The organism is Leptothrix mechoopdaensis (SeqCode), from assembly GCF_053893855.1.
In genome coordinates, this window is the sequence record NZ_CM132699.1 from 1,222,485 (window position 1) to 1,246,292 (window position 23,808).

Sequence of the window (23,808 nt, forward strand, 5' to 3'; positions counted from 1 at the left end):
TGGCGAAGACGTGTTCGACACTTGCGCGGGTCCGGTTGCCCAAGGCGCCGTCGAGCCAACAGAAGCGCTGGAAGCTCTTCTGATCGAGCACGTCCTGCTCGCACTGCTCGTCCGACAGGTTGTAGAACCCCCTCAAGAACTCCATGCCCACCAGTGCCCCGGTCGGGTACTGCGGGCGTTCACCCCCAACGTCTGCACGTAGCCCTTGAGCTTGGCCTTGCGCTGACGCGCCAGGAACCGGTCATCGACCGGTTCTTCCGGGAAGAAGATCAAGAGCTTGATGCTCGCCGTGATCTTTGTTGCCGGTCCAGGCGACATCGTCGCCACGCGATCGAGGTAGCGGCCGGCCAGGTTCAGGTCCTCGGTCGTGAACTGCAGCGCCTTGACGATCATGTCGGGCTGGCACCGGCCTTCCGACGACATCTGCAGGTGGGCATCGACACGGCAGACGCGCCGTGGATGTCGGTGCGATCCATCGATGCGATTGCGGCGGCCGTGCATCAGACGCAAGCCGATGCTCCCCCCTTCGTTGCCGTCGCGGCTGGCCTGATTGACTCAGGTTCGACGGGCGAAGCGCACGCAGGGCTGGTCGCCCTGCAGCAGCAGCTTTCCCTCGGCCAGAGGATTGAGCGGCCCTGAGGCCAACCCGTGCGAAGTTGTCGCTCATACGTCGTAATGACACGTTTGAGTGGTCTCGTCACACTGAGTTTGCCATTGACCTGTCAGTCGCACCCAAGACAATCAAAACCCATCCGATTTACTGCGTCTGCCTGCCAGGTAGTTTGGTTCATCGAATTGGTTTTATGGGGGACGTGATGAGATTCAGATCGATCAGAAGTCAGTCAGGCGCGATCTTCGCGAATCTGGCGCTGGGCACCGCAGCCCTGGGGAGTGCGGCCGCCGTTACCGTCGATTGGACCGCGCAGCAATCTGCGCTGGCCCTGCAGAAACAGCAGGGTTATATCTTATCCCGACTGAACGATGCGGTCGGAAACTACATGACGTTGCTGTTCCCGCAACTTACCGAGCAAAAGACCGGTGGCGTGGACGCGATTCCAGTCGAGTGTGCCAATCTGCCGTACCGTTACGGCACGTCGGCGGCGGTCGAGCCGGTCATCCTGGCGGGTAAATGCCAGCTGTCCTTGCCGCTGGCTGCTGGTGGCAGTTATGTGCTGAAGAATGCACTGCAGCCGACGCTGGAAGATTTCAAGGCCTTGAACCTGCTGGATCACGGTATTTCTGATACGCCCGTGCTGACCACCGAGGCGGTCATCGCCGGGCCAGACACGGCGGGGGCGGCCAGCACCGCCAGCGCGCCGAATGGCTATGCGATCAGCATCCAGCCCAAATGCATCGGCAAGGGCAGCACGGCCAGCACCTGCACCAACCTCAACAAGGCGCTGAGTTCGTCGGTCCTGAACATCCAGCCGTTTGTGTCGTCGCGATACATCCAGAACTTCCTGCCGCTGATGTGGTCTGCCGGTCCGGACGCGGCAATGTCGGGTCCGCCCGATGCCTCCAATATCCAGGCACAAGCGGATCGGACGAACCCGAACGGGGAATTCCGATCGATTCAGGCCGGCTGGACCCGTGACAACCCGATCACGCGCGAATGGAAATACTCGACCACCAGCACCACCACCCAATACTCGCGCGGGGTGGACAACCTGGTGTTGATCCGCAACGGCTATGACTCGGCCTACTGGCAGATGGTCCGTCGCGACGGTTCGTCGCCACCGACGGCCACCTGGGATTTCAACGGGCAGGACCTGAAGAAGGTCGGCCTGCTGACGGCGGCTTCGGCCGAGATCTCCGGCGACCTGAAGGTCGGGGGCAATCAGACCGTCACGGGCAACCAGGCCATCACCGGCGACCAGACCGTCACCGGCAAGGTCAAGGTGGACGGCACCGGCACGTTCAAGGGCGTGCTCACGGCGATGTCGGACCTGTTCGTCGAGGGCGCGACGACCTTGAAGGGCAAGCTCACCGTGGCGGGCAAGGCGCTGTTCAAGGAAGACGTGACGCTGCAGAAGAACCTGGAGGTCAGGGGCAGCGCGTCGATCGATGGCGATCTGACGGCCGCATCGGCGACGTTCAACGGCGCGCTGCTGGCGAACAGCCTGATGATTGGCGGCACGCAGATCACCCCGGACGGCACCTTGCTGGGTGCCACAACGGGCTGGGGCGTGACCGTCGGGGCAAGTTGCAGTGTCAACCTGGCATTAGCACAGAGCACGGACGGCAAGGTCCAGATCTGCCGTAACGCGGCGTGGACACCGCTGATCACCGCCGAAAACATCGTCCAGCCCACACCTGCTCCTGACAAGGTCTGCTCGCCCGAAGGCGCACCGGGCCGTCTGCCCGATGGCACGCTGGCGGTTTGCACGAACGGCAAGTGGGAGTCGGTTGCGCAAGGTAGTGCGACGGAAGGATCCGCCTGCATGGTCGAAGGCGCGTTGGCAACCACCACGGCATCGCCGAGTCCCGGTCGCATATTGATGGCCTGTAAAGAAGGGAAATGGACGACGAATGTCTTTGCCAAGCCCCGGCTTGATTATGCAACCGACGGGAACACCTGTCAGACGAGCGAAGAACTGGCCCTAGATGGGCGAGGGTATCCTTCGTTGCTTGTCTGCAAGGATGGCAAATGGCAACCGCCGGGCACCCAGTTGCTCCACAACATGCAAAAGGGTAAAGCTTGCACGCTCGACGGTGTTCTGGCTAGTGATATCGACAAAACTGGTCTGCTGGTTTGCAAGGACAGCATTTGGTCAAAGCTGACCGACCCAGTTGAACTGGGTGCAAGTTGTTCGCCGAATGACCGGGAGGTGACACTGGGCGATGGCGACAAGATCTATTGCGTCAACGGCAAATGGTCTGACATGCCCGGCCAGTTTGTGCTCTACCGAATGGACGGCCAAAAGGTCATGCTCAATCGCCCGATCAAGTTCGGCGGTGAAATCTATGGGGTCTACAACGAGTATGGTAGTGGTAATGGCAATGGATTCAACAAGAGCCAGAGCATCCGCGATGCATTCTCAAAGTTGTTGACAGGAACGACCTACATGCTGGACCCGGCCAACCTGACCACCAACAATCGAACCAGCATCATGGTGCACGACGGCGGTTCGTATCGGGGCTGGAAGGATGAATATGGCCGAAAAGTGCAAATCCAGATTGTGACGGCCAGCGAGTTGTTTGCCATACACGACGCATTCGGCGGGCGCCCGCCCGCATGGAGAGTCAACTTCCAGGATGGCTCCGAGATCTGGACGGCGACACGTCGTGACGAGTGTGGCGATGGGCCTGGCTGTGCGGGGCAAGCCTGGGGCGGCGGTGGCGGTGGATGGTGGGACCACGTAACGGTCGACCTGAACAACCGTTTGGTGTTTCACCGATACAACTCTGACGCCTGGGCGGTGATCATGAAACTGATACCCCGCTATTGAACAGTTGAGTTGCGACTTTCTCCCTCAATCCCCCGGCTCGGCCGCCAGCGCGGCCGCCAGCAGGGACTGCGTGTAGGGATGTTTCGGGGCGTCGAACACCTGGGCCGTTGGCCCGCGTTCGACGACCTCGCCGTCCTTCATCACCAGCACCTGATGGGCGACCGCGCGGATCACCGCGAGGTCGTGGCTGATGAAGACGTAGCTCAGGCCCTGCTCGCGCTGCAGCCGCAGCAGCAGGGCCAGCACCTGCTGCTGGACCGAGGCGTCGAGCGCCGAGGTGGGTTCGTCGAGCAGCAGCAGTTCGGGCTTGAGGATCAGCGCCCGGGCGATCGCGATGCGCTGGCGCTGGCCGCCGGAGAACTCGTGCGGGTAGCGCTGCAGCAGGTCGCTGCCGCCGCGGGTGTCACGCGGATTCGTGGCGGTGGCTTCGGTGTCCAGCCCGACTTCCGCCAGCGTGGCGCGGATGCGCGACTCGCGAGCGACGGCATCCAGCTCAGGGTGATGCAAGGCCAGGCCTTCGCCGACGATCTGGGCGATGGTCATGCGCGGCGACAAGGCCGCGAACGGATCCTGGAAGACCACCTGCATGCGACGCCGCATGGCGCGCAGGTCAGCGCCTTCGGCCAAGTCGACGCGCTGGGTGGCGCGCTGCTGGCTGGCGCCCTGGACCGACTTGAGCAGGTCGCTGCCGACCTGGTTGTGCAGCGTGACCTCGCCGGCGGCGAGCGGCTGCAGGGCCAGCAACGCCATGCCAAGCGTCGTCTTGCCTGAACCCGATTCCCCGACGATGCCCACGGTCTGACCGCGTGGCACGGCCAGCGACGCCTCGCGCACCGCGACGAAGTCCTTGCGGCGCCACCACCCGGCCGGCTGGCTGAAGGTGACGCGCACGCCCTGGGCCTGCAGCAGCGGGGTCTGGCGGCTGTCTCGTTCGGCGTTCGTCAGCGGTTGCGGCCGGGCGGCCAGCAGTTGGCGCGTGTAGGGGTGCTTCGGGCGCGCAAAGACGCGGGCGGTGATGCCGTCCTCGACGATCTGGCCACGCGACATCACCGCCACGCGATCGGCGTATCGGCCGACCAGGTTCAGGTCGTGGGTGATGAATAGCAGCGCCATGCCCATCTCCTGCTGCAGTTCGTCGAGCAGGGCCAGGATCTGCGCCTGGATGGTCACGTCCAGCGCGGTGGTGGGCTCATCGGCGATCAGCAGGCGCGGTTTGCAGGCCAGCGCCATGGCGATCATGGCGCGCTGGCGCTGGCCGCCCGACAGCTCGTGCGGGTAGGCGTCGACGCGTCGTGCGGGCTCGGGGATGCCGGTGCGATCGAGCAGCGCGATGGCGCGTTCGCGGGCCTCGCGCGCGCTCAGGCCCTCGTGCAGTTCGAGCACCTCGCCGATCTGGTTGCCGACCGTGTAGAGCGGGTTCAGGGCCGTCATCGGCTCCTGGAAGATCATCGCGATGTCGCGCCCGCGCAGGCCGCGCATCTGGCGCTCGCTGGCGCTCATCAGCTCGTTGCCGTCGAAGCGGATCGAGCCGCCGATGTGGCTGGCGCCGTCGACCAGTCGCAGGATGGACAAGGCGCTGATCGACTTGCCCGAGCCCGATTCGCCGACCAGCGCGAATTTCTCGCCGATGCCGATCTCGAAGCTGACCTCGTTGACGACGGTCTGGCCGCCGAAGGCCACGCTGAGCTGGTCGACCTGCAGCAGCGGCATGCCCGCGACCTGGGGCAGCTGGCTGGCCGGGGGTGTCTGGGTGTTCACGTTGGGGTGGCTGCTCATGACTTGCGGGTGTCGAAGGCGTCGCGCAGCGCGTCGCCGATGAAGGTCAGCAGCAGCATCGTCACGGTCAGCAGGACGAAGGTCGGAACGATGATCCACCAGGCATCGAGGTTGGCCTTGCCCTGCCGCAGCAGATCGCCGAGCGACGGCACGGAGGCCGGCACACCCAGGCCGAGGAAGTCCAGCGAGGTCAGCGCCAGCAGGGCGGCACTCATGCGGAAGGGCAGGAAGGTGATGACCGGCGTCATCGAGTTGGGCAGCACGTGGCGCCAGATGATCTGGGCATTGCCCAGGCCCAGCGCGCGGGCGGCCTTGACGAACTCGAGGTTGCGGTTGCGCAGGAACTCGGCCCGCACGTAGTCGGACAGGCCCATCCAGCCCCACAGGCTCAGCAGCACCAGCAGCAGCAGCAGCGAGGGCTCGAAGATCGACGCGAAGATGATCAGCAGGTAGAGCTCGGGCACGGCGCCCCAGATCTCGATCAGGCGCTGGGTGACCAGGTCGACGCGACCGCCGAAATAGCCTTGCAGCGCGCCGGCGGCCACGCCCAGCATCGTCCCCGTCAGCGTCAAGGCCAGCGCGAACCAGATGCTGACGCGGAAACCGTAGATCAGCCGCGCGAGCATGTCGCGGCCTTGCGCGTCGGTGCCCAGCAGGTTCAGCGCGTTGGGCGGCATGGGGCTGGGCAGCGGGTCGAAGTAGTTCAGCGAGGTCGCCGAATGCGGGTTGAGCGTGAACACCGCCCAGTTGCCGTCTTCTCGGAGCTTGCCGGTGATGTAGGCGTCCTTCCAGTCGGTGGGCGTGCGGAAGTCGCCGCCGAACGCGGTCTCGGGCGGGTTGTCGACGATCGGCAGGCTGATGCGGCCCTGGTAGGACACCAGCAGCGGCCGGTCGTTGCTGACGACCTCGGCCAGCGTGCTGAGCACCAGCAGCACCAGGAAGATCCACAGCGACGCATGGCCCAGCCGATGGCGGCGAAAACGCGCCCAGGCGCGGGCGTTGGGGGAGGTCGAGCGCTTCATGTTCGGGTCCTGGTCACGTCCGGATCACCTGGCGGCCTTGCCGAACTGCACCCGCGGGTCGACGATGACGTAGAGCAGGTCCGACACCAGCTTGACCACCAGGCCGATCAACGTGAAGAGATAGAGCGAGCCGAGCACGACCGGGTAGTCGCGCCGCACGACGGCCTCGTAGCCAAGTTGGCCGAGGCCATCGAGCGAGAACAGGTTCTCGATCAGCACCGAGCCGGCGAAGAAGGCACCGACGAAGGCGGCCGGGAAGCCGGTGATCAGGGGGATCAGCGCGTTGCGGAAGATGTGCTTGTAGAGCACCCGGTTCGGTGACAGGCCCTTGGCTCGCGCGACCTTCACGTACTGCTTGCGCATCTCCTCGACGAAGGTGTTCTTCGTCAGCAGCGTCATGGTCGCGAAGCTGCCGATCGTCATGCAGATCAGCGGCAGGGCAAGGTGGTGCAGGTAGTCGGCGATGCGGGACGGCCAGTCCAGGCTGGCCCAGTTGTCCGACGTCAGCCCTCGCAGCGGGAACCAGTCCCAGTAGGTGCCGCCGGCGAACAGCACGATCAGCAGCACGCCGAGCACGAAGCCAGGGATGGCATAGCCGATCAGCACCAGCAGCGTCGTCAGCGTGTCGAAGCGCGTGCCTTCCCGGACCGCCTTGGCCACGCCCAGCGGGATCGACACGAGGTAGGCGATCAGGAAGCTCCAGACCCCCAGGCTGATCGAGACCGGCAGCTTCTCCAGGATCAGCTGCGTCACGTCCTTGTTGAACATGAAGCTCTTGCCGAGGTCGAAGCGCAGGAATCGGCCGAGCATCTCGACATAGCGCACATGCGCGGGCTGGTCGAAGCCGTAGAGCTTCTTGAGCGCCTCGATCTGCTGCTTGTCGACGTCCCGGCTGGCCTTGTAGCCGCTGCTGTCACCGCCCTTGTCGGCCGCGCGGGCCTCGGCCATGACCTGCTCGACCGGCCCGCCGGGCACGAACTGGATCACCACGAAGGTCAGGGTCAGCGCCCCCAGCAGCGTGGGCACCATCAGCAGGATGCGCTTGAGGATGTAGGCGAGCATGGGGGCGTCAGTTGAGGGTGCGGCGTTCGCAAGGGAGGGTGCGAGACAACCGGCTCACGGCCGCTGCTCCCGCTCCACCCACCAGGTCCACAGCGGCCAGGGTTCGCCGCCGTCGACCGAGATGTAGCCGGGTTGCACGGCGGGCTTGCCGAAGCGGTTCCAGTAGGAGACACGTTCCTTGCTGAGGTACAGCTCGGGGATCTGCCAGTGGTTCCACATGACGATGCGGTCCAGCGCGCGGGCGGCGGTGCGCAGCTGGGCGATGTCCTTGGCGTCGGCGATGGCCTGGATCAGCGCGTCGACCGCCGGGCTCTTCACGCCGCGGAAGTTGTTGCCGCCGGGCTCGTCGGCGGTCGCGCTGCCGTAGCCGGCCTTGAGATCGGTCGCACTGGGCAGCGTGAAGTCGCCCTCGACGATGGTGATCAGGTCGTAGTCGTAGGTCTCCAGGCGACGGCGGTAGAGCGCGAAGTCGACCACCCGCTCCTTGAACTCGATGCCGAGCTTGGACAGGTTGTGCTGGAAGTCGGTGTTGCGGCCGGGCTGGCTCGGTTCGAGGTACTCGACGACGAAGGCCTCGCCCTTGGCGTTGCGCAGCTTGCCGTCGTCGGCCACCTTCCAGCCCGCCTGCGCCAGCAGGTCGCGGGCGCGCAGCAGGTTGGCGCGCAGCCGTTGGGCATCACCCTGGATCGGCGCGACATAGGCCGGACCGAAGACCTGCGGCGGCAACTGGCTGCGGAACGGTTCGAGCAGCGCGAGTTCGTCCGGCGTCGGCGCGCCCTGGGCGGCGAACTCGGAGTTGTTGAACAGGCTGTTGGCGCGCTTGTACTGGCCGTAACGGTTCAGCCGCTCGAAGTCCCAGGCCAGCGTCAGGGCCTCGCGCACACGGGCGTCCTGGAAGATCGGCCGGCGCAGGTTGAAGTGGGTCGACTGCAGGCCCTGGCCCCAGGCGGTCGGCAGCTCGGCCTTGACGATGCGGCCGTCGCGCCACTTCACGCCCTGGTGCTGGCGGACCCAGGACCGGGCGCTGTATTCCTTCATGAAGTCGAACTCGCCGGCCTTGAAGGCCTCGGCCGCCACCGCCGGATCGGCATACATGCGGTAGACGATGCGCTCGAAGTTGAAGTGGCCGCGCCGCACGCCGAGGTCACGGGCCCAGTAGTTCGGGTCGAGCTTGAACTCGATGCGGCGCGGCATCTCGGCCACGTCGATGCGGTACGGGCCGCTGGCGATCGGGTGCTCGGAGACGATCTGGTCGAAGGGCTTGACCTTGCCGCCGACCCGGCCCCAGGCCTGCGAGAACACCGCCATGCCGCCGGCGGCGAAGACCGCGTCGATCTTGCGTTCCTTGAGCGTGAAGCGGACCGTCGCCGCGTCCAGCGCGGTCACGTCGCCGATGTCCGACAGGCCGATGCGCACGCCCGGTGACGACTGCGGGCTGGTCAGCATCCGGTAGCTGTGGACGACATCGGCGGCGGTCACCGGCGAGCCGTCCGAGAAACGTGCCTTCGGGTGGATGCGGAAGCTGACGCTGGAGAGGTCCGGCGCCACCGACATCTGCTCGGCCAGCAGGCCGTACATCGTCTGCGGCTCGTCCATCGAGCGGGTCGCCAGGCTCTCGAACATGAACAGCGAGACGCCGGCCGGCGCGTTGCCCTTGATCGTGAACGGGTTGAACTTGTCGAAGCTGGAACGCCGGTCCGGGTTGCGCAGCCAGAGCGTGCCGCGCTTGGGCGCGTCGGGCCGGACGTAGGCGAAGTGCTCGAAGCCGGCCGGGTACTTCGGCGTCGTGTAGGCGGCGTAGGCGTGCGACCAGGTCTCGAGCGCCTGGGCCGGCGCGGCCGGGGCGGCGATCGCCCGGGGCACGGCGCGGGCCTCGTTCGCGGCGGCGTCCGGCGCGGCCTGCAGGGTCTGCAGCAGGCCCGTCGTGCCCAGCACCAGGGCGGCCAGCAGGCGGGCGGCGTGGCTCGGCCAGGTGCGGATCGTCGTTCGGGCAGGGCGCTGGATGGGCATGGGCCAGGGCTGGATCAGGGTTGGAAAGCGTCGGACGATTCTAGGCAGCGCCCCCTGTCCGGCCGGGTCGGGGAATGCCGTGTTTGCCGGGTGTCAGTCGCGCGCCACGGCCTCGACCTGGATGCGCAGCGTCGTGGCCATCGAGAAGCCCCAGTCGCGGCCCACGTCGAAGCCCCAGTCGGCCCGCGAGAAGGTCGCCTGCGCGTCGGCGCCGCACCAGTCGCGCTTGTTCAGCGGGTGCGGCTGGCACTTCCAGCGCGACACCTCCAGCGTCAGCGGCCGGGTCACGCCGCGGAAGTCCAGCGTGCCGACCACGCGTGCGGTGCCGCCCGGGCCGAAGCCTTCGAGCCGGCCCTTGTAGAAGGCATAGGGGAACTGGGCGACGTTGAACATCTCGGTGTCCTTGGCGACGCTGTTCATCTGCGCCAAGCCGAAGTCGATGCTGCCGACGTCGATCTTCAGGTCGACCGAGCCGGTGCCCGCAGCCTTGTCCAGCCAGAGCGTGCCGGTGGTGGTGTTGAACTTGCCGCGCCAGGTCGACATGCCCATGTGGTCGGCCTCGAAGCTCGGGTAGGTGTGGGTCGGGTCGACGACGTATTCGACCGGTGCGGCCTGAGCGGCGGTCAGGCCGAGGGCCAGCGCGGCGGCGGCAAGGCGGAGCGACATGGGGCAGTCCTTCGGGTTGGCTTCGATCGGGAAGCGGTCCACCCGATTGTGTCGGCAGGACGGTTTCAGCGCAGTTGCAGGCGTTGCGCGTAGCCGGTCATCTCGAGGTAGCCCAGGCCGATGCGCCGGCCGCCGTCGGCATCGAGCAGCTCGCTCAGGCCTTCCCAGTAGACCGTGCCGGTGCTGGCGCGGCTGTCGAGTTCCTGGGCGTCGAACAGCGCCCTGACGCGGTAGCGGCCGACGGGGGTGTCGAGCCGCCATTCGACCGGGTAGCGGGCCTTCGTCGACGGGCTGGTCCAGTGGCGCAGCGGCGTCCAGCGCAAGGCCTCGCCGGCCTCATGTTCGAAGCTGCGGTCGCGGCCGGCCGCATCGCGCCAGGAGCCGCCGGTCCACAACGTGGCAGCTTCCGCCCCGGCATCCGCCCCGGCAGTCACATCGTCCGCGCCGGCCGCCTGCCGGTTGTGACGCCTCAGCCGGAAGACCGTCAGCGCGCTGCCGTCGACCAGGTTGAAGCCGGCCCAGTCCCAGCCGACCGCGTCCGGGTCGAGCAGGCTGTCGCTCCACTCATGGTCGAGCCAGGCCCTGCCGACCCGTTCGACGACCTGGCCGCCGCGCTGCAGACGCGCCTGCAGCGCCAGCTGCGGCTGGCTGTAGTAGCGGCTGGACTGTGCCGGCTGCGGCCCCTTGCGCGACCAGCCCTGGCGGCCCTGCAGCAGCACGGGGCCCTGGGTCCGGGCGCTCAGCTCGATGCGGTCGGCCAGCGCGCTGCGGCCGATCTCGATCCGGTAGAGGCTCGACTGCGCCGCCGGCTGGCCGGGCACCGGCTCGCGCCGCAAGGTCCAGTCGCGCAGGCGGATGTCGCTGTCGCCCGTGGCGCTGCCGGCCAGCCCGAAGCCGGCCCGCGCGATGCGCTGGTCATGGACCAGCCGGCCGCCACGCACGTCGCCCAGGGCCGCGTGGGCCATCAGCAGCTGGGTGGCGGCGAAGGCGCTGGGGTGGTCGTCGCGCACGTCCGTCCGCGAGCGGAAGAAGGTGATCTGCAGGCCCTGCAGCGGCACGTCCGGCGCGGCCGGATCGGCCAGCCAGCCGGTCAGGTACCACCACTCGATGCGCTGGCCCGGGTGGGCGCCGAAGTCCTGCGGGAAGCGCAGCGGCTGGCCGGGCGACAGGGCGTGTGCGGGGCGGGCCAGCGTTGTCAGCGCCGATCCCGTTGCAAGTGATGCCAGCGAGGCCAGCATCCACCGGCGTTTCGGCCCGTCCATCACCAGTCCTCCTGCACCGCGCGCACCATGTCGCCCGGGTCGCGCCCGGCCGCGTGGCGGGCCGACAGCCAGGCGGTCGCGCTGCCGGCGACGACCACGGCGGCGGCCAGCGCAGCCAGGCGGGTCACCGGCAGGCTCAGGTCCATCGTCCAGCCGAAGCTCTGCGGGTTGACGACCCAGACCAGCACGCCGCTGACCGCCAGCCCCAGGAGCAGGCCCAGCGTGGCGCCGACGCCGCTCCACAGCGCACCTTCGGCGCTCACCAGCGTCATCACCTCGCGGCGCGACAGGCCCAGGTGCAGCAGCGTGCCGAACTCCTTGCGGCGGGCCAGCACCTGGGCCGAGAAGCTGGCCGCGATGCCGGCCAGGCCGATCGCGATGGCGACCGCCTGCAGCCAGGTCGTGACCGCGAAGCTGCGGTCGAAGATCGCCAGCGAGGTGGCCCGGATCGCCGCCGGCGTGGCGAACTCCAGCAGCTCGCCGACCGGCCCGGCGAGCCGCCGCACGCCCGCTTCGACCGCCGCCGCGTCGGCGCCGGGCTGCAGCCACATCGCCAGGTCGTTGATGCGGCGGTCGCCGCTGAGGGTGATCCAGTCGGCCCGCTCGATCACCAGCGAGCCGTGCTGGCGGGCGTAGTCGCGCCAGGTGCCGCGGATCCAGACGGCGGCGCGGCGGCCGTCCGGCAAGGGCAGTTCCAGCCGGTCACCGGGCCGGGCGCCGTGGCGCGCCAGGTAACCCTCGCTGGCGTAGACCGCCGGCAAGCCCGGGCTCGGCGGCCCCGCCACCAGGTCGCCGACCAGCGGCAGCGTGCGGGCCGGGTCGCCGACCTCGCGGGCGATCAGCGGCACCGGGATGGCGCTGTCATCGAAGGCGAGGGGCACCGTGCGCAGCGCCTGCACCCGCTGCACGCCGGGCAGGGCGGCGACGCCGTCGACCAGCGCGGGTTCCAGCCAGACGGCATCGGCCTGCGCCGACGAGGTCGCGCTGCGGGCGTACAGGTCGGCTGGCAGGACCTGCAGCAGCCAGTCGCTGACCGAGTCGCGGAAGCTCGCGACCATCACCGTCAGCGCGACGCTCAGCGCCAGGCTGGCGATCACGCCGGCGACCGCCACGGTGGCCTGCTGGCGCTGGTCGCGGGTGCGTTCGACCGCCAGCAAGGCCAGCGGCTGGCGCGGTGACGGCAGGCGGGCCCGCAGCGCGTCGACACCGGCCGGCACGCAGGCGATGCCACCCAGCAGCAGCAGCGCCACGGCCGCGTAGGCCGCCAGCGGCAGGTCGAGGATCGGCGGGGCGAAACACAGCGCCAGCGCGCCCGCCAGCATGACCGGGCCGAGCCACGGCCGGGTGATGCGGCGGCCGTCGTCGCCCAGGCCCTTCAAGGCCAGCGCCGGGGCGATGCGTTCGGCCTGACGCGCCGGCTGCCAGCCGCCCAGCAGGGCGGCCAGCACGCCCAGCGTGGCGTAGAGCAGCGCGGCGCCGGCCGACCACTGCAGCGGCGGCGGGTTGCCGCCGCCGAACACGCCGCTGCCCAGGTCGCCGCCGAGCCGCTGCAGCGCCAGCCAGGCCAGGCCGGTGCCGAGGGCGGTGCCCAGCGCGGCGCCGATCAGGCCGATCAGCGCGGATTCGGCCAGCACGCCGCGCCGCCGCGTCGCGGCATCGAGCCCGAGCACGCCGAGCAGCGCCAGTTGCGGCACCTGCCGCGCGACCGACAAGGCCTGCACCGAGCCGACCAGGAAGGCGCCGGTGAACAGCGCGACCAGCGCCAGCACGGTCAGGTTGACGCGGTAGGCGCGCGACAGGTTGGACAGGCGCTCGGCCGATTCCTGCGGCGCGGCGAGGCGCAGCGGCACGGTGCTGTCGACGTTCAGCGCGGCCAGCAGCGCCTCGCGGTCGGTGCCGGGCGCCAGGCGCAGGTCGATGCGGCCGAGCTGCCCGAGCCGATCGAGGTGGTCCTGCGCGCCGGCCAGGTCCAGCACGGCCAGCGGCGGGCCGTCGGCCGCGACCGCGCCGGCCACCGCCAGCGTCTGCAGGCCGCTGCCCCGGACCAGCCGCATCGAACCGGACGACCCGACCAGCGCCTGCGCAGCCGGGTTCAGGAAGACGCGGTCCGGATCGAGCATCGCCAGCCTTGGCGCGTCGTCGGCCGGGCGTGGCAGCAGGTCCGGCGCCAGCAGCGGGGCGACCAGCGCGTCGAGGCCCAGCACCTTCAGCGCGACGCGGCGCCCCTGGGCATCCAGCGCCAGCGTGTCGACCTCCAGCAGCGGGCTGGCGAGCAACACCTCGGGGCGCTGCGCGACGCGGGCATAGACCGATTCGGGCAGCAGGTTGCCGCGGGCGGGGCGCAGCTCGGCGTCAGGCTGGCCATTGACGCTGCGCACGGCGGCACCGAACTCGGCCAGCGCCGAGCGGTTGATCAGCTGCACCGCCAGCGCCAGCGCCACGCCCAGCGCGATCGCCAGCACCGCGATCAGCAGTCGGCCCGGGTGATGGCGCCATTGCTGGCCGATCAGCCGCAGCTGGCCGCGCCAGCCTGGCGCCGCTGCGGTCGCCGTCAACGCGGGATCGTGTAGTGGCCCTGCTGCATCAGGTCGATGCCGCAGGGCAGGGTCTGGACCCAGTCGATGAACTCGGTCACCGCTGGCCCGACCATCGGCGCGCCATGCTGCGGCACCAGCATGCGGATCGGCAGGGTGCGGACCATCTCGGCCCACAGCCGCAGCACCTTGTTGCTGACCATGTAGCGGCGGTGGAACGGCTCCATGTGCGGGATGTGGGCGGTCAGCGACTGCACCGGCACCCGCGGGTCGACGCCGATCGAGGTGCCCAGGTCGCCGGTGAACAGGATCCCGCTGGGCGGATCCCAGAACTGGAAGTTGCCTTCGGCGTGCAGGAAGTGCGCCGGCAGCGCGATCAGCTCATGGCGGCCGATGGCGATGCGCGCGCCCCGGTCGGGGATGCCGATCACCCGGCCGCCGGTCTTGCCGGGCTTGCAGAAGTGCGGGATGAAACGCTCCCACACGGTCGAGATGTGGACCGGAGCCGACGTCGCGGTCATCCAGCGGTCCAGCGACGCGATGATGTCCGGATCGGCATGCGAGGCCACGATGGCCGACAGCTGCTGCGGCGGGAAATGCTGGGTCATGCCCAGGTACAGCTCGTTGTAGGCCAGGTTGCCGCCCGGGTCGATGATGGCGCCGGTGTCGTCGTTGACGATCAGGAACTGGTTGGCCTGCACCGCCTCGCCGTGGAGCTGGTTCAGGTCGCAGAACATCAGGCGCTTCAGGCCGCCTTGTCGGAACAGTTCAACGGGCATGGGATGGCCTGTTCGTTGCCGGCGACATGCCGGGGCTGGAAATCGTAGCGTCGGTCGTGTCGACACCGTCACTGCGCAGCCGCAGCACCCGGTCGGCGCGCTGCGCGGCGTCGCTGGCGTGCGTCACGATCAGGCAGCCGGCGCCCTGTTCGCGGGCCTGCCGGCACAGCAGGTCCAGCACTTGCGCCGCGCTGGTCGGGTCGAGGTTGCCGGTCGGTTCGTCGGCCAGCACCAGCGCCGGCCGGTGCACCAGCGCCCGGGCGATCGCCACCCGCTGCAGCTGGCCGCCCGACAGCTCGCGCGGGCGCCGGCGCTGGTAGCCCGCCAGGCCGACACCGTCAAGCAGCTCGCCGACCCGGGCGTCGACCGCCGCCGTGTCGCGCTGGCCCAGCAGCAGCAGCGGCAGCGCGACGTTGTCGGCCACGCTCAGGTGCGGCAACAGGTGAAAGGCCTGGAAGACAAATCCGAGCGACTGCCGCCGCAGCGCCGCCGCCTGCGGTTCGGCCAGCCGGTCGACGCGCTGGCCCAGCAGCTCGATCTCGCCGGCATCGGCCCGGTCCAGCCCGGCGATGCAGTTCAGCAGGCTGGACTTGCCGACGCCCGAGGCGCCCAGCAGCGCGACCACCTCGCCGCGCGCCAGCGCCAGGTCGATGTGCTCGAACACCGGCGTCGCGCCATAGCGCTTGGCCAGACCGCGCACGCGCAGCAGCGGCGACAGCGTCTGCCGGGGGGCGTCGTTCATCGTGTCCATCGTCATCGGGCGGGGACCAGGAAACCGGTCTGCTCGGCCAGGCTCAGCACCTGAGCCAGGGCATCCGGCGCGTCGCAGGCGACCACGCGGCGCGCCGGCATGCTGCGCAGCCACGTCAGCTGGCGCTTGGCGAGCTGGCGGGTCGCGGCGATGCCGCGTTCGGCCAGTTCGGCATCGGGGCAGACGCCGTCCAGCATCTCCCAGGTCTGGCGGTAGCCGACGCAGCGCATCGACGGCAGGCCGGCGTGCAGGTCACCGCGCTCGCGCAGCCGCCGAACCTCGTCGACCAGGCCGGCGTCGAGCATCTGCCGGAAGCGTTGCGCGATGCGCTCGTGCAGCCAGGCCCGCGACGCGGGTTCCAGCGCGATCAGCGTGCCCGGGCCGGCGGGCGAGGGCAGATCGTCCGGTCGGCCCGGGCGGCCCTGGCGGTGCAGTGCCGACAGCGGCTGGCCGCTCAGCTCGAAGACCTCCAGCGCGCGCTGGATGCGCTGCGCATCGGCCGGTGCCAGCCGGGCGGCGGTGACCGGGTCGACCCGGGCCAGCTCGGCATGCAGCGCCGGCCAGCCCAGCAAGCGCGCGCGTTCGTCGATGGCCGCACGCACGACCGGGTCGGCGGCGGGCAGCGGGTCGATGCCGTCGAGCCAGGCCTTCAGGTAGAGCATCGTGCCGCCGACCAGGAGCGCTCGGTGGCCGCGCGCGTGGATCTCGCCGACCAGCCGGCTGGCGTCCTGCGCGAACTCGGCGGCCGAATAGGCCTGGGTCGGCTCGATCAGGTCGACCAAGTGATGCCGCACCTCGGCCAGCTCGGCCGGATCGGGCTTGGCCGTGCCGATGTCCATGCCGCGATAGACCAGCGCCGAGTCGACGCTGATGACCTCGACGTCCGGCCCGCCCCGCGCGCGCTGCGCCCGCACGATCGCCAACGCGGCGGCGGTCTTGCCGGAGGCGGTGGGGCCGGCGAGGGCGAGCCAGGGGAGGGCGGCGAGGCGCGGCAGGTTCGCCGTCGTCATGTCGAATGCATCAGCCCAAGGCCGCCAGAGCGACTTCGGGCGCCTTGTCCAGCACCTTCAGCAAGGCCTTGGCCGCACCCGTTGGCGAACGCTTGCCCTGTTCCCAGTTCCGGATGGTCTGGAGGGAGACATCGATCCGGCTGGCAAATTCGGCCTGACTGAAGCCCAGTCGCCGCCGAACCCTGCGGGCGAACCGGGCCGCGTCCTGCATCGCAGCCGCCTCGTCCGCCGCGGCGTGAAGCGCGATCCGCGCCTCGTCGGTCGCGTCCACGACGGTCGTGTCGATGCGTCCGACCCGGGCCCGGGCGGGATCAATCGTCATGCGCACGGTCTTCATAAGTCCTGACCTCTCGGGCGTTGGCCTTGCGGGCCGAAATGATGCGGGTGGCGCGTGGTCGCAGCGTGTAGACCACCACGAAGACGCGACCGTCGATGCTGCCGAGCATCCGGAAACGATCTTCGCCGTAGCTGTGCCGCTGATCGGCCCGGACCAGACGGTCCGGATCGAAGAATGCCAGCGCCGCATGGGCGAAGTCGAAGCCGCGCTCGTCGAAACAGCTTCGGCTCTTGGCCTCGTCCCACTCGAATTCCATCGTCGATGGTAGGCCAATGGCCTACACCCGCCTACGGCCAGCTGATCGTTCCGTCGGATGTGCCACGGCGATCGAGCGGTCACTGGCCATGTCGCCTCACCCACGTCCACGCCACCCCGGCCGTCAGCACCGACGCCGCGCCGATCCCCAGCGCGAGCGGCAGCGTGGTGTTGTCCAGCGCGATGCCCAGCAGGTTGCCGACGCCGAAGGCGACCGCCGCGAGGATGAAGCCGGCCAGCGCGGAGGCCGCACCCGCTTCCTTCGGGAACTGGCTGACCGCGCCGGCCTGGCCGCAGCTCTGGTGTGTCGCGTGGGCGAAGGCGTAGGCCAGTTGCGGCAGCAGCACCGCCCAGAGCGTCTGCACGCCGGCCAGCGCCAGGGCGGCCAGCACCAGCCCGCCGGCCAGCGTCCAGCCGGCCGCCCGCTGGACCGCGCCGACGGGGCCGTGGCGCAGCAGCCAGCGCCGGCACATGAAGGTGCCCGCCAGGTAGGACACCGAGCTGCTCCCCAGCGCCAGCCCGTAGGCCGCCGGGCTCAGTCCCAGCACATTGATGTAGACGAAGGGCGAGCCGGCCAGGAACATGAACAGGCCCGCGTAGGTCGCGCTCGTCAGCCCCGCCCAGGCGAGGAAGTTGCGGTTGCCCAGGATGCGCCGCCAGCTCGCCAGCAGCGGGCCCGGTCGCAGCGCATCGGGGTTGGTCTGCGGGATGGTCTCGGGCACGACGCGCCAGATCCAGGCCGCGATCACCAGCGCGAACAGGGCCACCACCGCGAACGGCGCGCGCCAGCCCCAGGCCGCCGTCACCCAGCCGCCCAGCAGCGGGCTGCCGATGGCGATGACCCCCAGGCCGGACATCGCCCAGGACATCACCCGCGTGCCTTCGGCTGGCGCATAGAGGTCCCGCACCATCGCCCGGGCCACGACGACCAGCGCGGCGAGGGCGGCCCCTTGCGCGCCGCGCGCCACGATCAGGAAGCCGATGTGCGGTGCCGACAGGCCGGCCAGCACCGCCAGCGTGTAGAGCGCGATGCCCAGCAGCAGCACCGGCCGACGGCCGATGCGGTCGGCCACCGGTCCCCAGACCAGCTGCGCCAGCCCGAAGGCCAGGATCAGCGTCGACATCGTCAGCTGCGCCGTCGCCACCGTCGTGCCCAGCTCCCGCGTGAGCAGCGGCAGCGCCGGCAGGTAGAGATCGGTCGTGGCGGGCTGCAGGCCCAGGCACAGCGCCAGGGTGATGGCGGCCTGGCTGGCGGTGAAGGTCGTGCGGGATGCGGGGGACGAGGCGGCGGCGTTCGCGGGTGCGGGGGACGGCATGCCCGGAAGCGTATCAGCCGCCCCGTGTGCATTTCGTCACGCACCCTCGCCCCGCTGCGGTAGATTCCGGCCGTCGCGTCGCCTGGGTTTCCCGGGGGATGCCGCCTTGCCAACCTTGTTGACGTCTCACGTCCCACTTCAGATCTGGAGCCCGAACATGTCCGCCGATCGTGCCTTGTCGTCCCTTGCCACCCGTCCTTCGGCCGCCCGCCGGCTGGTTGCCAGCGTGGTGATCGCCAGCCTGAGCTTCGGCGGCATGCTCGGCACCGCGCAGGCCGGCATGGTCGGCGCGCAGACGCTGTCGGATGCCCAGGCCGAGGCCAGCCTCGGCCCGGCGCAGCGCCAGCTGCTGGCGGCGGTCGACCGGGCCGAGGTGGCGCAGGCGCTGGTCGCACGCGGCGTCGATCCGGCCCAGGCCCGCCAGCGCATCGCCGCGCTGAGCGATGCCCAGGCGCAGGCCCTGGCCGCCGAGATGGACCAGGCCCCGGCCGGTGCCGACGGCGTGCTCGACACGCTGGTCTTCATCTTCCTGGTGCTGCTGGTGACCGACATCCTCGGCTTCACCAAGGTCTTCCCGTTCACGCGCTCGATCCGCTGAGGCCCATGCGCCGCCTTGCGCTGGCGCTGGTCTGCACGTTCCTGCTGGCGGGTTGCGCCAGCCTGATCCCGCCGCCGCAGACCGAGGCGCTGGTCGCCGAGATGACGTCCGGCGGTCCGCCCGCGGGCCGGCCGCTGCGCACCGAGCTGGTCGACGTCCCCTTCTTCCCGCCGACCGACGCGGCGCAGGCGCGCCATTGCGGCCCGCTGGCGCTGGCCAGCGCGCTGGCGGCGATCGGGCGGCCGGCCGATCCGGCCCGGCTCGCGGCGGCGACCTACCTGCCGGCTCGCGGCGGCAGCCTGAGCACCGAGATGCTGGCCGCCGGCCGGCGTTTCGGCGCCTACACGCTGACCGGTCCGGCGACGCTCGCGGGCCTGTTCGACGAACTCGACGCCGGGCGCCCGGTGGTCGTGCTGATGAACCTCGGGCTCGGCGGCCCGAAGTCGTGGTTCGCGCGCTGGCATTACGCCGTGCTGGTCGGCCATGACCGCAGCCGCCGCGAGGTGATCCTGCGCAGCGGTGACGAGCCGGCGCAGCACCTGCCCTGGGAGACCTTCGAGTACAGCTGGGCCCGCGCGGGCCACTGGTCGGCGCTGCTGTTGCGACCGGGTGAACTGCCCTGGTCGCCGGATGCGGCGCGGCTGGAACAGGCCGCACTCGATTTCGACCGCGTCGCGGCGCCGGCCGATGCGCGGGCGGTCTGGCTGCGCCTGGCGGCCATCGAGCCGTTGCGCCCGGTGGTCGCGCTTGGTGCGTCGAACCGGCTGGTCGAGGCCGGCCGGCTGGACGAGGCGGCGGGGCTGCTGGAACGGGCGCTGGCCGTGTCGCCCGGTGCGGCGCTGGCGAACAACCTGGCGCATGTCGAGGCCCGTCGCGGTCGACCGGCCGAGGCGCGTTCGGCCCTGGTCATGGCCGCCGATCTGGCCCGTCAGGCCGATGCTGCAGGCGAGCCGCGCTGGCTGGCCGTGGTGCGCGACAGCGCGGTCGAACTGGGCTGGCCGGACCTGCTGGCGCCGAGGCCCTGACGCTGCGTCAGCGCGTCAGCGTGTCGCGCGCCGCCGCACCGCGTCGAGGTAGGCGTGCGGATCGGGCGGCTGGCCGCTGCGCTGCGACTGCCAGAGCATTTCGCCGAGGCAGTCCATCACCTCGTGCTGGGCGGCGTGCAGGTCACCGCGCCGGGCGGCCAGCAACTCGACCGCCTGACGGATGCCGCGCGGCTGGTCGATCGAACACTGCTCGCTGATCGACAGGTGCATCGACAGGTGCAGGAAGGGATTGGTGCGGCCATCGTCGACGCTGTAGACGGCGGCCAGCGCGGCTTCCTCGTCGGCCAGGTCGGCGTGGTATTCGGGGTGGCGGGCGATCCATTCGGCGGCCAAGGTCTCCATCGGGGACATCGGCGCGCCCTGTTGCTGCTGGCGCCAGGTGGCGCAGAAGAATCGGCGGACGTCGTGCTGGCTGGGGGCGAACATCCGAGAATTGTGCAGTGCACCGGCTTTCGATCCCTCAAACCCGTCACCCCGTCATCCCGTCACCCCTGACCCCCGAACCCCCCATGACCTTCGACACCGCTCTCGACGACGCCACGCTGTCCCGCCTCTACACCGACGCCCGCACCCACGGCACCTGGCTGGACCGCCCGGTCAGCGACGCGCAACTGCGCCAGCTCTATGAGCTGACCCGCTGGGGCCCAACGGCGATGAACATCTCGCCGCTGCGCGTGCGCTTCGTCCAGAGTCCGGAGGCCCGCGCCCGCCTGCTGCCGCTGATGGCCGAGGGCAACCGCGCCAAGACCGGTCTGGCGCCGGCCGTCGCGATCCTGGCCCGCGACGTCGACTACCACCAGCACATGCCCACGCTGGCGCCCTTCCGCGAGGGCCTGCGCGAGCAGCTGGCCGACAAGCTGGCGGCGCGCGAGTCGGCGTCGTCGCTGAATGCCGCGCTGCAGATCGGCTACTTCATCCTGGCCGTGCGCTCGCTGGGCCTGGACGCCGGCCCGATGGGCGGCTTCGACGCGGCCGGCGTGGACGCCGAGTTCTTCGCCGGCACCGGCCTGAAGTCGATGGTGGTCTGCAACATCGGCCACGGCGACCCGGCCGGCCTGCGCCCGCGTGCGCCCCGGCTGGACTTCGACACTGCCTGCGCGATCCTGTGAGCGCCGCCCGTCTGCCGACCGGGGCCGCCCGATGACCGGCGTCATCACCGATCCCGCCTTCTGGTGGGTGGCCCTGCCGGCGGTGCTGCTGCTGGGCCTGTCGAAGTCGGGTTTCGCGTCCGGGCTGGGCTCGCTGGCGACACCGTTGCTGGCGGTCGCGATGCCGGTGCCGCAGGCCGCCGCCGTGATGCTGCCGCTGCTGGCGGTGTCGGACGCGATGGCGCTGTGGTCGCTGCGTGGCACGCCCGACTGGAAGCTGCTGCGTCAGCTGCTGCCGGCCGGACTGGCCGGCATCGCAGTGGGCTGGCTGAGCTTCGGCCTGCTGCCGGGGCATGTGGTGGCCGGCATCGTCGGCGTCGTCACGCTGCTGTTCCTGGCCCAGCAGCTGCTGTGGCCGCCGCGCGCCGATGCGCCAATGCCCGGCCATGCGCAGACCGCCGGCCTGGCGCTGATGTCGGGCTACACCAGCTTCGTCGCCCACGGCGGTGGCCCGCCGATGGCGATGGCGCTGCTGCCGCGCCGCATGCAGCCGCTGCCGTATGCCGGGACCTCGGCGGTGTTCTTCGCCAGCATCAACCTGGCCAAGTGGATCCCCTATGGTCTGCTGGGCCTGTTCGATGCCCGCAACCTGGCGACCTCGGCGGTGCTGGTGCCCGTCGCGGCCGGTGGCGTCGTGCTGGGTGTCTGGGCTGCCCGGCGGGTGACGACACGCTGGTTCTACCGGCTGGTGCAGGTCGGCATGCTGCTGACGGGCCTGAAGCTGCTCGCGGACGCCATCTGGCCGCACGCCTGAGCGCCCGCCGAGCCGTCCGACAGCATGTCGCCCGGCGCGGCGGGTGAGCCCGGATGGGCAGTTGCGGGCGTGCTGCCTAGCATCTGCGCTCCCAACACAGGAGCGCACATGGCCCGGTCGAATCAGGCGTTGATCCAGAACTCCGCGCGGCGTCCGTCGTGGCGTCGCACGTTGCTCGCGACCGGATTCGGGCTGGCAGCCGCGTTGCTGGCGGGTGGCGCCCAGGCCCAGGCCTGGCCCTCGCGGCCGGTCACCTGGATCGTGCCGTTCCCGGCCGGCGGTGGCACCGATGCCTTCGCCCGACCGCTGACCGCGCAGCTGAGCAAGCAGCTGGGCGTGCAGGTCATCATCGACAACAAGGGCGGCGCCGGCGGCAACGTCGGCGCGACGCTCGCTGCCAAGGCGACGCCGGACGGCCACACGTGGTTCATGGGCGCTGTGCACCACGCGATCGCGCCGGCCATGTACCCGAAGCTCGACTACAAGCTGCAGGAAGACTTCGTGCCCGTGGCGCTGCTGGCCAGCGTGCCGCAGGTCGTGGTGGTCAACCCGCAGAAGGTGGCGGCCACCAACCTGGCCGACTTCCTCAAGGAGGTGCGCAGCAAGCCGGGCAAGCTGAACTACGGCTCGGCCGGCAACGGCACCTCGCACCACCTGGCCGGCGAGCTGTTCAAGCTGCAGACGCGCACCTTCATCACCCACATCCCCTACCGCGGCGCGGGCCCGGCGCTGCAGGACCTGATGGCCGGCCAGGTCGACGTGATGTTCGACGGGCTGGGCTCTTCCGCGATGCACATCAAGGGCGGCCGGATCCGCGCGCTGGCGGTGGCCGGCAGCCAGCGGGCGCCCGGTTTCCCGGACGTGCCGACCGCCGCCGAGGCCGGCGTGCCGACCTACCAGGTCGCGACCTGGTACGGCCTGTGGGCCCCGAAGGGCACGCCGCCCGAGGCCATCGCGCGCATGACCGAGGAACTCCGCAAGGCCTACGCGACGCCCGAGATCAAGGCGATCTGGAACGGCCTGGGCGCCGAGCTTCCGAACCAGTACGGCAAGGCCTACGGCGACTTCGTCGCCAGCGAGATCAAGCGCTGGGCCGAGGTGGCGCAGGCGTCCGGGGCCAAGCTGGACTGATGCCGTCGACCGGCCCGCGTCGACCGCGATACTTCCCGGCTGTCGTCGTTTCCGGAAGTACCGCATGACCGTCGCCGCCGAGGTCCGCCTCGAATCCCACGCCAGCCTGCCCGACGTGGCCGTGCTGACCCTCTCGAATCCCGGCAAGCTCAACGCGATGAGCGTGGCGATGTGGCAGCAGCTGCGCGGACACATCGACGGGCTGGCCGAGCGCATGCCGACGCTGCGTTGCCTGATCGTGCGCGGCGAGGGCGGCACCTTCGTCTCGGGCGGCGACATCGAGGAGTTCCCCGCCTTCCGCTTCGAGGCCGACCGGCTGCGCCACTTCCACGAACAGATCGTCGGCCCGGCGCTGGAGGCCCTCTACCGCTGCGACATCCCGCTGGTCGCGCAGATCGAGCGGGCCTGCGTCGGTGGCGGGCTGGAGATCGCCTGCCAGTGCGACCTGCGCATCGCCGGCGCCAGCGCCCGCTTCGGCGCGCCGATCGCCCGGCTCGGCTTCCCGATGGCACCCGACGAGCTGGCCGGCGTGGTCCGTGTGGCCGGTCTGGCGACCGCCGCCGAGATCCTGCTGGAAGCCCGCCTACTCGATGCCCCGACGGCGCGCCAGCGTGGCCTCGTCCACCGCGTCGTCGCCGACGAGCAGGTCGCCGACGAGGCCGCCGCGACGGCCCAGCGCATCGCCGCCGGCGCGCCGCTGGCCGCCCGCCTGAACAAGCGCACGCTGCGCCTGGTGGCCGCCCAGTTCACCTTCACCGAAGACCAGCGCGCCGCGCTGGCGGCCTACGCCAGCGGCCCCGACCACCGCGAGGGCATCACCGCCTTCATCGAGAAACGTCCGCCCCGCTTCCAGGGCACATGACGCGCCCGGACCCGATCTGACCTGACCCGACCCGACCCGC

The 23,808-nt window shown here is 70.2% G+C and carries 22 protein-coding genes; 7 read left to right on the forward strand and 15 right to left on the reverse strand.

Annotated elements, in window-relative coordinates; genetic code table 11:
* Nucleotides 1–132: 132 nt before the first annotated feature.
* Nucleotides 133–510: a hypothetical protein gene (locus tag ACWA7K_RS05530; protein ID WP_456166446.1), complete on the reverse strand. Its 378-nt coding sequence runs from the start codon at nucleotides 508–510 to the stop codon at nucleotides 133–135.
* A 305-nt stretch (nucleotides 511–815) separates the two neighbouring features.
* On the opposite strand from ACWA7K_RS05530, the gene ACWA7K_RS05535 reads away from it, so the two are divergent.
* Nucleotides 816–3,449 carry a bactofilin family protein gene (locus ACWA7K_RS05535; RefSeq protein ID WP_456166448.1) on the forward strand — a complete coding sequence of 878 codons (2,634 nt, stop codon included), beginning with the start codon at nucleotides 816–818 and terminating at the stop codon, nucleotides 3,447–3,449.
* Nucleotides 3,450–3,473: 24 nt separating this feature from the next.
* Here ACWA7K_RS05535 and ACWA7K_RS05540 read toward each other — a convergent pair whose 3' ends face one another.
* From ACWA7K_RS05540 to ACWA7K_RS05600, 13 genes are all read right to left on the reverse strand, one after another.
* A complete protein-coding gene (locus ACWA7K_RS05540; RefSeq protein ID WP_456168691.1) occupies nucleotides 3,474–5,159 on the reverse strand; it encodes an ABC transporter ATP-binding protein in 1,686 nt (561 codons plus the stop codon).
* A 62-nt stretch (nucleotides 5,160–5,221) separates the two neighbouring features.
* The gene (locus ACWA7K_RS05545; RefSeq protein ID WP_456166450.1) at nucleotides 5,222–6,247 is read right to left on the reverse strand and encodes an ABC transporter permease; all 1,026 of its coding nucleotides are present in this window, start codon (nucleotides 6,245–6,247) and stop codon (nucleotides 5,222–5,224) included.
* A 24-nt stretch (nucleotides 6,248–6,271) separates the two neighbouring features.
* Nucleotides 6,272–7,309, reverse strand: coding sequence for a microcin C ABC transporter permease YejB (locus tag ACWA7K_RS05550; RefSeq protein ID WP_456166452.1), 1,038 nt, complete (start codon nucleotides 7,307–7,309; stop codon nucleotides 6,272–6,274).
* Nucleotides 7,310–7,363: 54 nt separating this feature from the next.
* Nucleotides 7,364–9,319 (reverse strand): extracellular solute-binding protein, encoded by a 1,956-nt coding sequence (locus ACWA7K_RS05555; RefSeq protein ID WP_456166454.1) that lies wholly within the window; start codon nucleotides 9,317–9,319, stop codon nucleotides 7,364–7,366.
* A gap of 93 nt (nucleotides 9,320–9,412) precedes the next feature.
* Nucleotides 9,413–9,985 carry a YceI family protein gene (locus ACWA7K_RS05560; protein ID WP_456166456.1) on the reverse strand — a complete coding sequence of 191 codons (573 nt, stop codon included), beginning with the start codon at nucleotides 9,983–9,985 and terminating at the stop codon, nucleotides 9,413–9,415.
* Between the two features lie 65 nt (nucleotides 9,986–10,050).
* Nucleotides 10,051–11,247, reverse strand: a complete 1,197-nt coding sequence (locus ACWA7K_RS05565; protein ID WP_456166458.1) for a lipocalin-like domain-containing protein — start codon at nucleotides 11,245–11,247, stop codon at nucleotides 10,051–10,053.
* The gene (locus ACWA7K_RS05570) at nucleotides 11,247–13,802 is read right to left on the reverse strand and encodes an FtsX-like permease family protein (RefSeq protein ID WP_456166460.1); all 2,556 of its coding nucleotides are present in this window, start codon (nucleotides 13,800–13,802) and stop codon (nucleotides 11,247–11,249) included. The genes ACWA7K_RS05565 and ACWA7K_RS05570 overlap by 1 nt, the downstream gene beginning before the upstream one ends.
* The gene (locus ACWA7K_RS05575; RefSeq protein ID WP_456166462.1) at nucleotides 13,799–14,560 is read right to left on the reverse strand and encodes an oxygen-binding di-iron domain-containing protein; all 762 of its coding nucleotides are present in this window, start codon (nucleotides 14,558–14,560) and stop codon (nucleotides 13,799–13,801) included. Before ACWA7K_RS05575 ends, ACWA7K_RS05570 begins: the two co-directional genes overlap by 4 nt.
* Nucleotides 14,550–15,302 (reverse strand): ABC transporter ATP-binding protein, encoded by a 753-nt coding sequence (locus ACWA7K_RS05580; RefSeq protein WP_456166464.1) that lies wholly within the window; start codon nucleotides 15,300–15,302, stop codon nucleotides 14,550–14,552. Before ACWA7K_RS05580 ends, ACWA7K_RS05575 begins: the two co-directional genes overlap by 11 nt.
* 11 nt (nucleotides 15,303–15,313) lie before the next feature.
* Nucleotides 15,314–16,321: a tRNA (adenosine(37)-N6)-dimethylallyltransferase MiaA gene (miaA, locus tag ACWA7K_RS05585; protein ID WP_456166466.1), complete on the reverse strand. Its 1,008-nt coding sequence runs from the start codon at nucleotides 16,319–16,321 to the stop codon at nucleotides 15,314–15,316.
* 10 nt (nucleotides 16,322–16,331) lie between these two features.
* Nucleotides 16,332–16,658: a helix-turn-helix domain-containing protein gene (locus ACWA7K_RS05590; protein ID WP_456210385.1), complete on the reverse strand. Its 327-nt coding sequence runs from the start codon at nucleotides 16,656–16,658 to the stop codon at nucleotides 16,332–16,334.
* On the reverse strand, nucleotides 16,633–16,914 hold the full coding sequence (locus ACWA7K_RS05595; protein WP_456166470.1) for a BrnT family toxin: 282 nt from the start codon (nucleotides 16,912–16,914) through the stop codon (nucleotides 16,633–16,635). The genes ACWA7K_RS05590 and ACWA7K_RS05595 overlap by 26 nt, the downstream gene beginning before the upstream one ends.
* Before the next feature lie 79 nt (nucleotides 16,915–16,993).
* The gene (locus ACWA7K_RS05600) at nucleotides 16,994–18,229 is read right to left on the reverse strand and encodes a Bcr/CflA family efflux MFS transporter (protein ID WP_456166472.1); all 1,236 of its coding nucleotides are present in this window, start codon (nucleotides 18,227–18,229) and stop codon (nucleotides 16,994–16,996) included.
* 157 nt (nucleotides 18,230–18,386) lie between these two features.
* Between ACWA7K_RS05600 and ACWA7K_RS05605 the strand changes: the two genes are divergently transcribed.
* Nucleotides 18,387–18,827 carry a PA2779 family protein gene (locus tag ACWA7K_RS05605; RefSeq protein ID WP_456166474.1) on the forward strand — a complete coding sequence of 147 codons (441 nt, stop codon included), beginning with the start codon at nucleotides 18,387–18,389 and terminating at the stop codon, nucleotides 18,825–18,827.
* A 5-nt stretch (nucleotides 18,828–18,832) separates the two neighbouring features.
* Nucleotides 18,833–19,852, forward strand: a complete 1,020-nt coding sequence (locus ACWA7K_RS05610; protein WP_456166476.1) for a PA2778 family cysteine peptidase — start codon at nucleotides 18,833–18,835, stop codon at nucleotides 19,850–19,852.
* Between the two features lie 15 nt (nucleotides 19,853–19,867).
* Here the strand turns inward: ACWA7K_RS05610 and ACWA7K_RS05615 are convergent, their stop codons facing one another.
* The gene (locus tag ACWA7K_RS05615; protein WP_456166478.1) at nucleotides 19,868–20,299 is read right to left on the reverse strand and encodes a DUF1841 family protein; all 432 of its coding nucleotides are present in this window, start codon (nucleotides 20,297–20,299) and stop codon (nucleotides 19,868–19,870) included.
* Nucleotides 20,300–20,382: 83 nt separating this feature from the next.
* Here ACWA7K_RS05615 and ACWA7K_RS05620 point away from each other — a divergent pair, with 83 nt between their 5' ends.
* The 4 genes from ACWA7K_RS05620 (at nucleotide 20,383) to ACWA7K_RS05635 (ending at nucleotide 23,768) form a co-directional block, all read left to right on the forward strand.
* Nucleotides 20,383–20,982, forward strand: coding sequence for a malonic semialdehyde reductase (locus tag ACWA7K_RS05620; protein ID WP_456166480.1), 600 nt, complete (start codon nucleotides 20,383–20,385; stop codon nucleotides 20,980–20,982).
* Between the two features lie 31 nt (nucleotides 20,983–21,013).
* Nucleotides 21,014–21,775, forward strand: a complete 762-nt coding sequence (locus ACWA7K_RS05625) for a sulfite exporter TauE/SafE family protein (protein ID WP_456166482.1) — start codon at nucleotides 21,014–21,016, stop codon at nucleotides 21,773–21,775.
* A 108-nt stretch (nucleotides 21,776–21,883) separates the two neighbouring features.
* Entirely contained in the window at nucleotides 21,884–22,906 is a 1,023-nt protein-coding gene (locus ACWA7K_RS05630) for a Bug family tripartite tricarboxylate transporter substrate binding protein (protein ID WP_456166484.1), read from the forward strand.
* 64 nt (nucleotides 22,907–22,970) lie between these two features.
* Nucleotides 22,971–23,768 carry an enoyl-CoA hydratase/isomerase family protein gene (locus tag ACWA7K_RS05635; protein WP_456166486.1) on the forward strand — a complete coding sequence of 266 codons (798 nt, stop codon included), beginning with the start codon at nucleotides 22,971–22,973 and terminating at the stop codon, nucleotides 23,766–23,768.
* The last annotated feature ends 40 nt before the right edge of the window (nucleotides 23,769–23,808 follow it).

What these genes read in the sequence shown, in the direction of transcription:
- ACWA7K_RS05535 (WP_456166448.1), top strand. Translation starts at nt 816, where the DNA reads ATGAGATTCAGATCGATCAGAAGTCAGTCAGGCGCGATCTTCGCGAAT.
- ACWA7K_RS05590 (WP_456210385.1), bottom strand. Translation starts at nt 16,658, where the DNA reads ATGAAGACCGTGCGCATGACGATTGATCCCGCCCGGGCCCGGGTCGGA.
- ACWA7K_RS05555 (WP_456166454.1), bottom strand. Translation starts at nt 9,319, where the DNA reads ATGCCCATCCAGCGCCCTGCCCGAACGACGATCCGCACCTGGCCGAGC.
- miaA (WP_456166466.1), bottom strand. Translation starts at nt 16,321, where the DNA reads ATGACGACGGCGAACCTGCCGCGCCTCGCCGCCCTCCCCTGGCTCGCC.
- ACWA7K_RS05595 (WP_456166470.1), bottom strand. Translation starts at nt 16,914, where the DNA reads ATGGAATTCGAGTGGGACGAGGCCAAGAGCCGAAGCTGTTTCGACGAG.
- ACWA7K_RS05550 (WP_456166452.1), bottom strand. Translation starts at nt 7,309, where the DNA reads ATGCTCGCCTACATCCTCAAGCGCATCCTGCTGATGGTGCCCACGCTG.
- ACWA7K_RS05605 (WP_456166474.1), top strand. Translation starts at nt 18,387, where the DNA reads ATGTCCGCCGATCGTGCCTTGTCGTCCCTTGCCACCCGTCCTTCGGCC.
- ACWA7K_RS05610 (WP_456166476.1), top strand. Translation starts at nt 18,833, where the DNA reads ATGCGCCGCCTTGCGCTGGCGCTGGTCTGCACGTTCCTGCTGGCGGGT.
- ACWA7K_RS05575 (WP_456166462.1), bottom strand. Translation starts at nt 14,560, where the DNA reads ATGCCCGTTGAACTGTTCCGACAAGGCGGCCTGAAGCGCCTGATGTTC.
- ACWA7K_RS05600 (WP_456166472.1), bottom strand. Translation starts at nt 18,229, where the DNA reads ATGCCGTCCCCCGCACCCGCGAACGCCGCCGCCTCGTCCCCCGCATCC.
- ACWA7K_RS05560 (WP_456166456.1), bottom strand. Translation starts at nt 9,985, where the DNA reads ATGTCGCTCCGCCTTGCCGCCGCCGCGCTGGCCCTCGGCCTGACCGCC.
- ACWA7K_RS05630 (WP_456166484.1), top strand. Translation starts at nt 21,884, where the DNA reads ATGGCCCGGTCGAATCAGGCGTTGATCCAGAACTCCGCGCGGCGTCCG.
- ACWA7K_RS05615 (WP_456166478.1), bottom strand. Translation starts at nt 20,299, where the DNA reads ATGTTCGCCCCCAGCCAGCACGACGTCCGCCGATTCTTCTGCGCCACC.
- ACWA7K_RS05545 (WP_456166450.1), bottom strand. Translation starts at nt 6,247, where the DNA reads ATGAAGCGCTCGACCTCCCCCAACGCCCGCGCCTGGGCGCGTTTTCGC.
- ACWA7K_RS05635 (WP_456166486.1), top strand. Translation starts at nt 22,971, where the DNA reads ATGACCGTCGCCGCCGAGGTCCGCCTCGAATCCCACGCCAGCCTGCCC.
- ACWA7K_RS05580 (WP_456166464.1), bottom strand. Translation starts at nt 15,302, where the DNA reads ATGAACGACGCCCCCCGGCAGACGCTGTCGCCGCTGCTGCGCGTGCGC.
- ACWA7K_RS05540 (WP_456168691.1), bottom strand. Translation starts at nt 5,159, where the DNA reads ATGCCGCTGCTGCAGGTCGACCAGCTCAGCGTGGCCTTCGGCGGCCAG.
- ACWA7K_RS05565 (WP_456166458.1), bottom strand. Translation starts at nt 11,247, where the DNA reads ATGGACGGGCCGAAACGCCGGTGGATGCTGGCCTCGCTGGCATCACTT.
- ACWA7K_RS05620 (WP_456166480.1), top strand. Translation starts at nt 20,383, where the DNA reads ATGACCTTCGACACCGCTCTCGACGACGCCACGCTGTCCCGCCTCTAC.
- ACWA7K_RS05625 (WP_456166482.1), top strand. Translation starts at nt 21,014, where the DNA reads ATGACCGGCGTCATCACCGATCCCGCCTTCTGGTGGGTGGCCCTGCCG.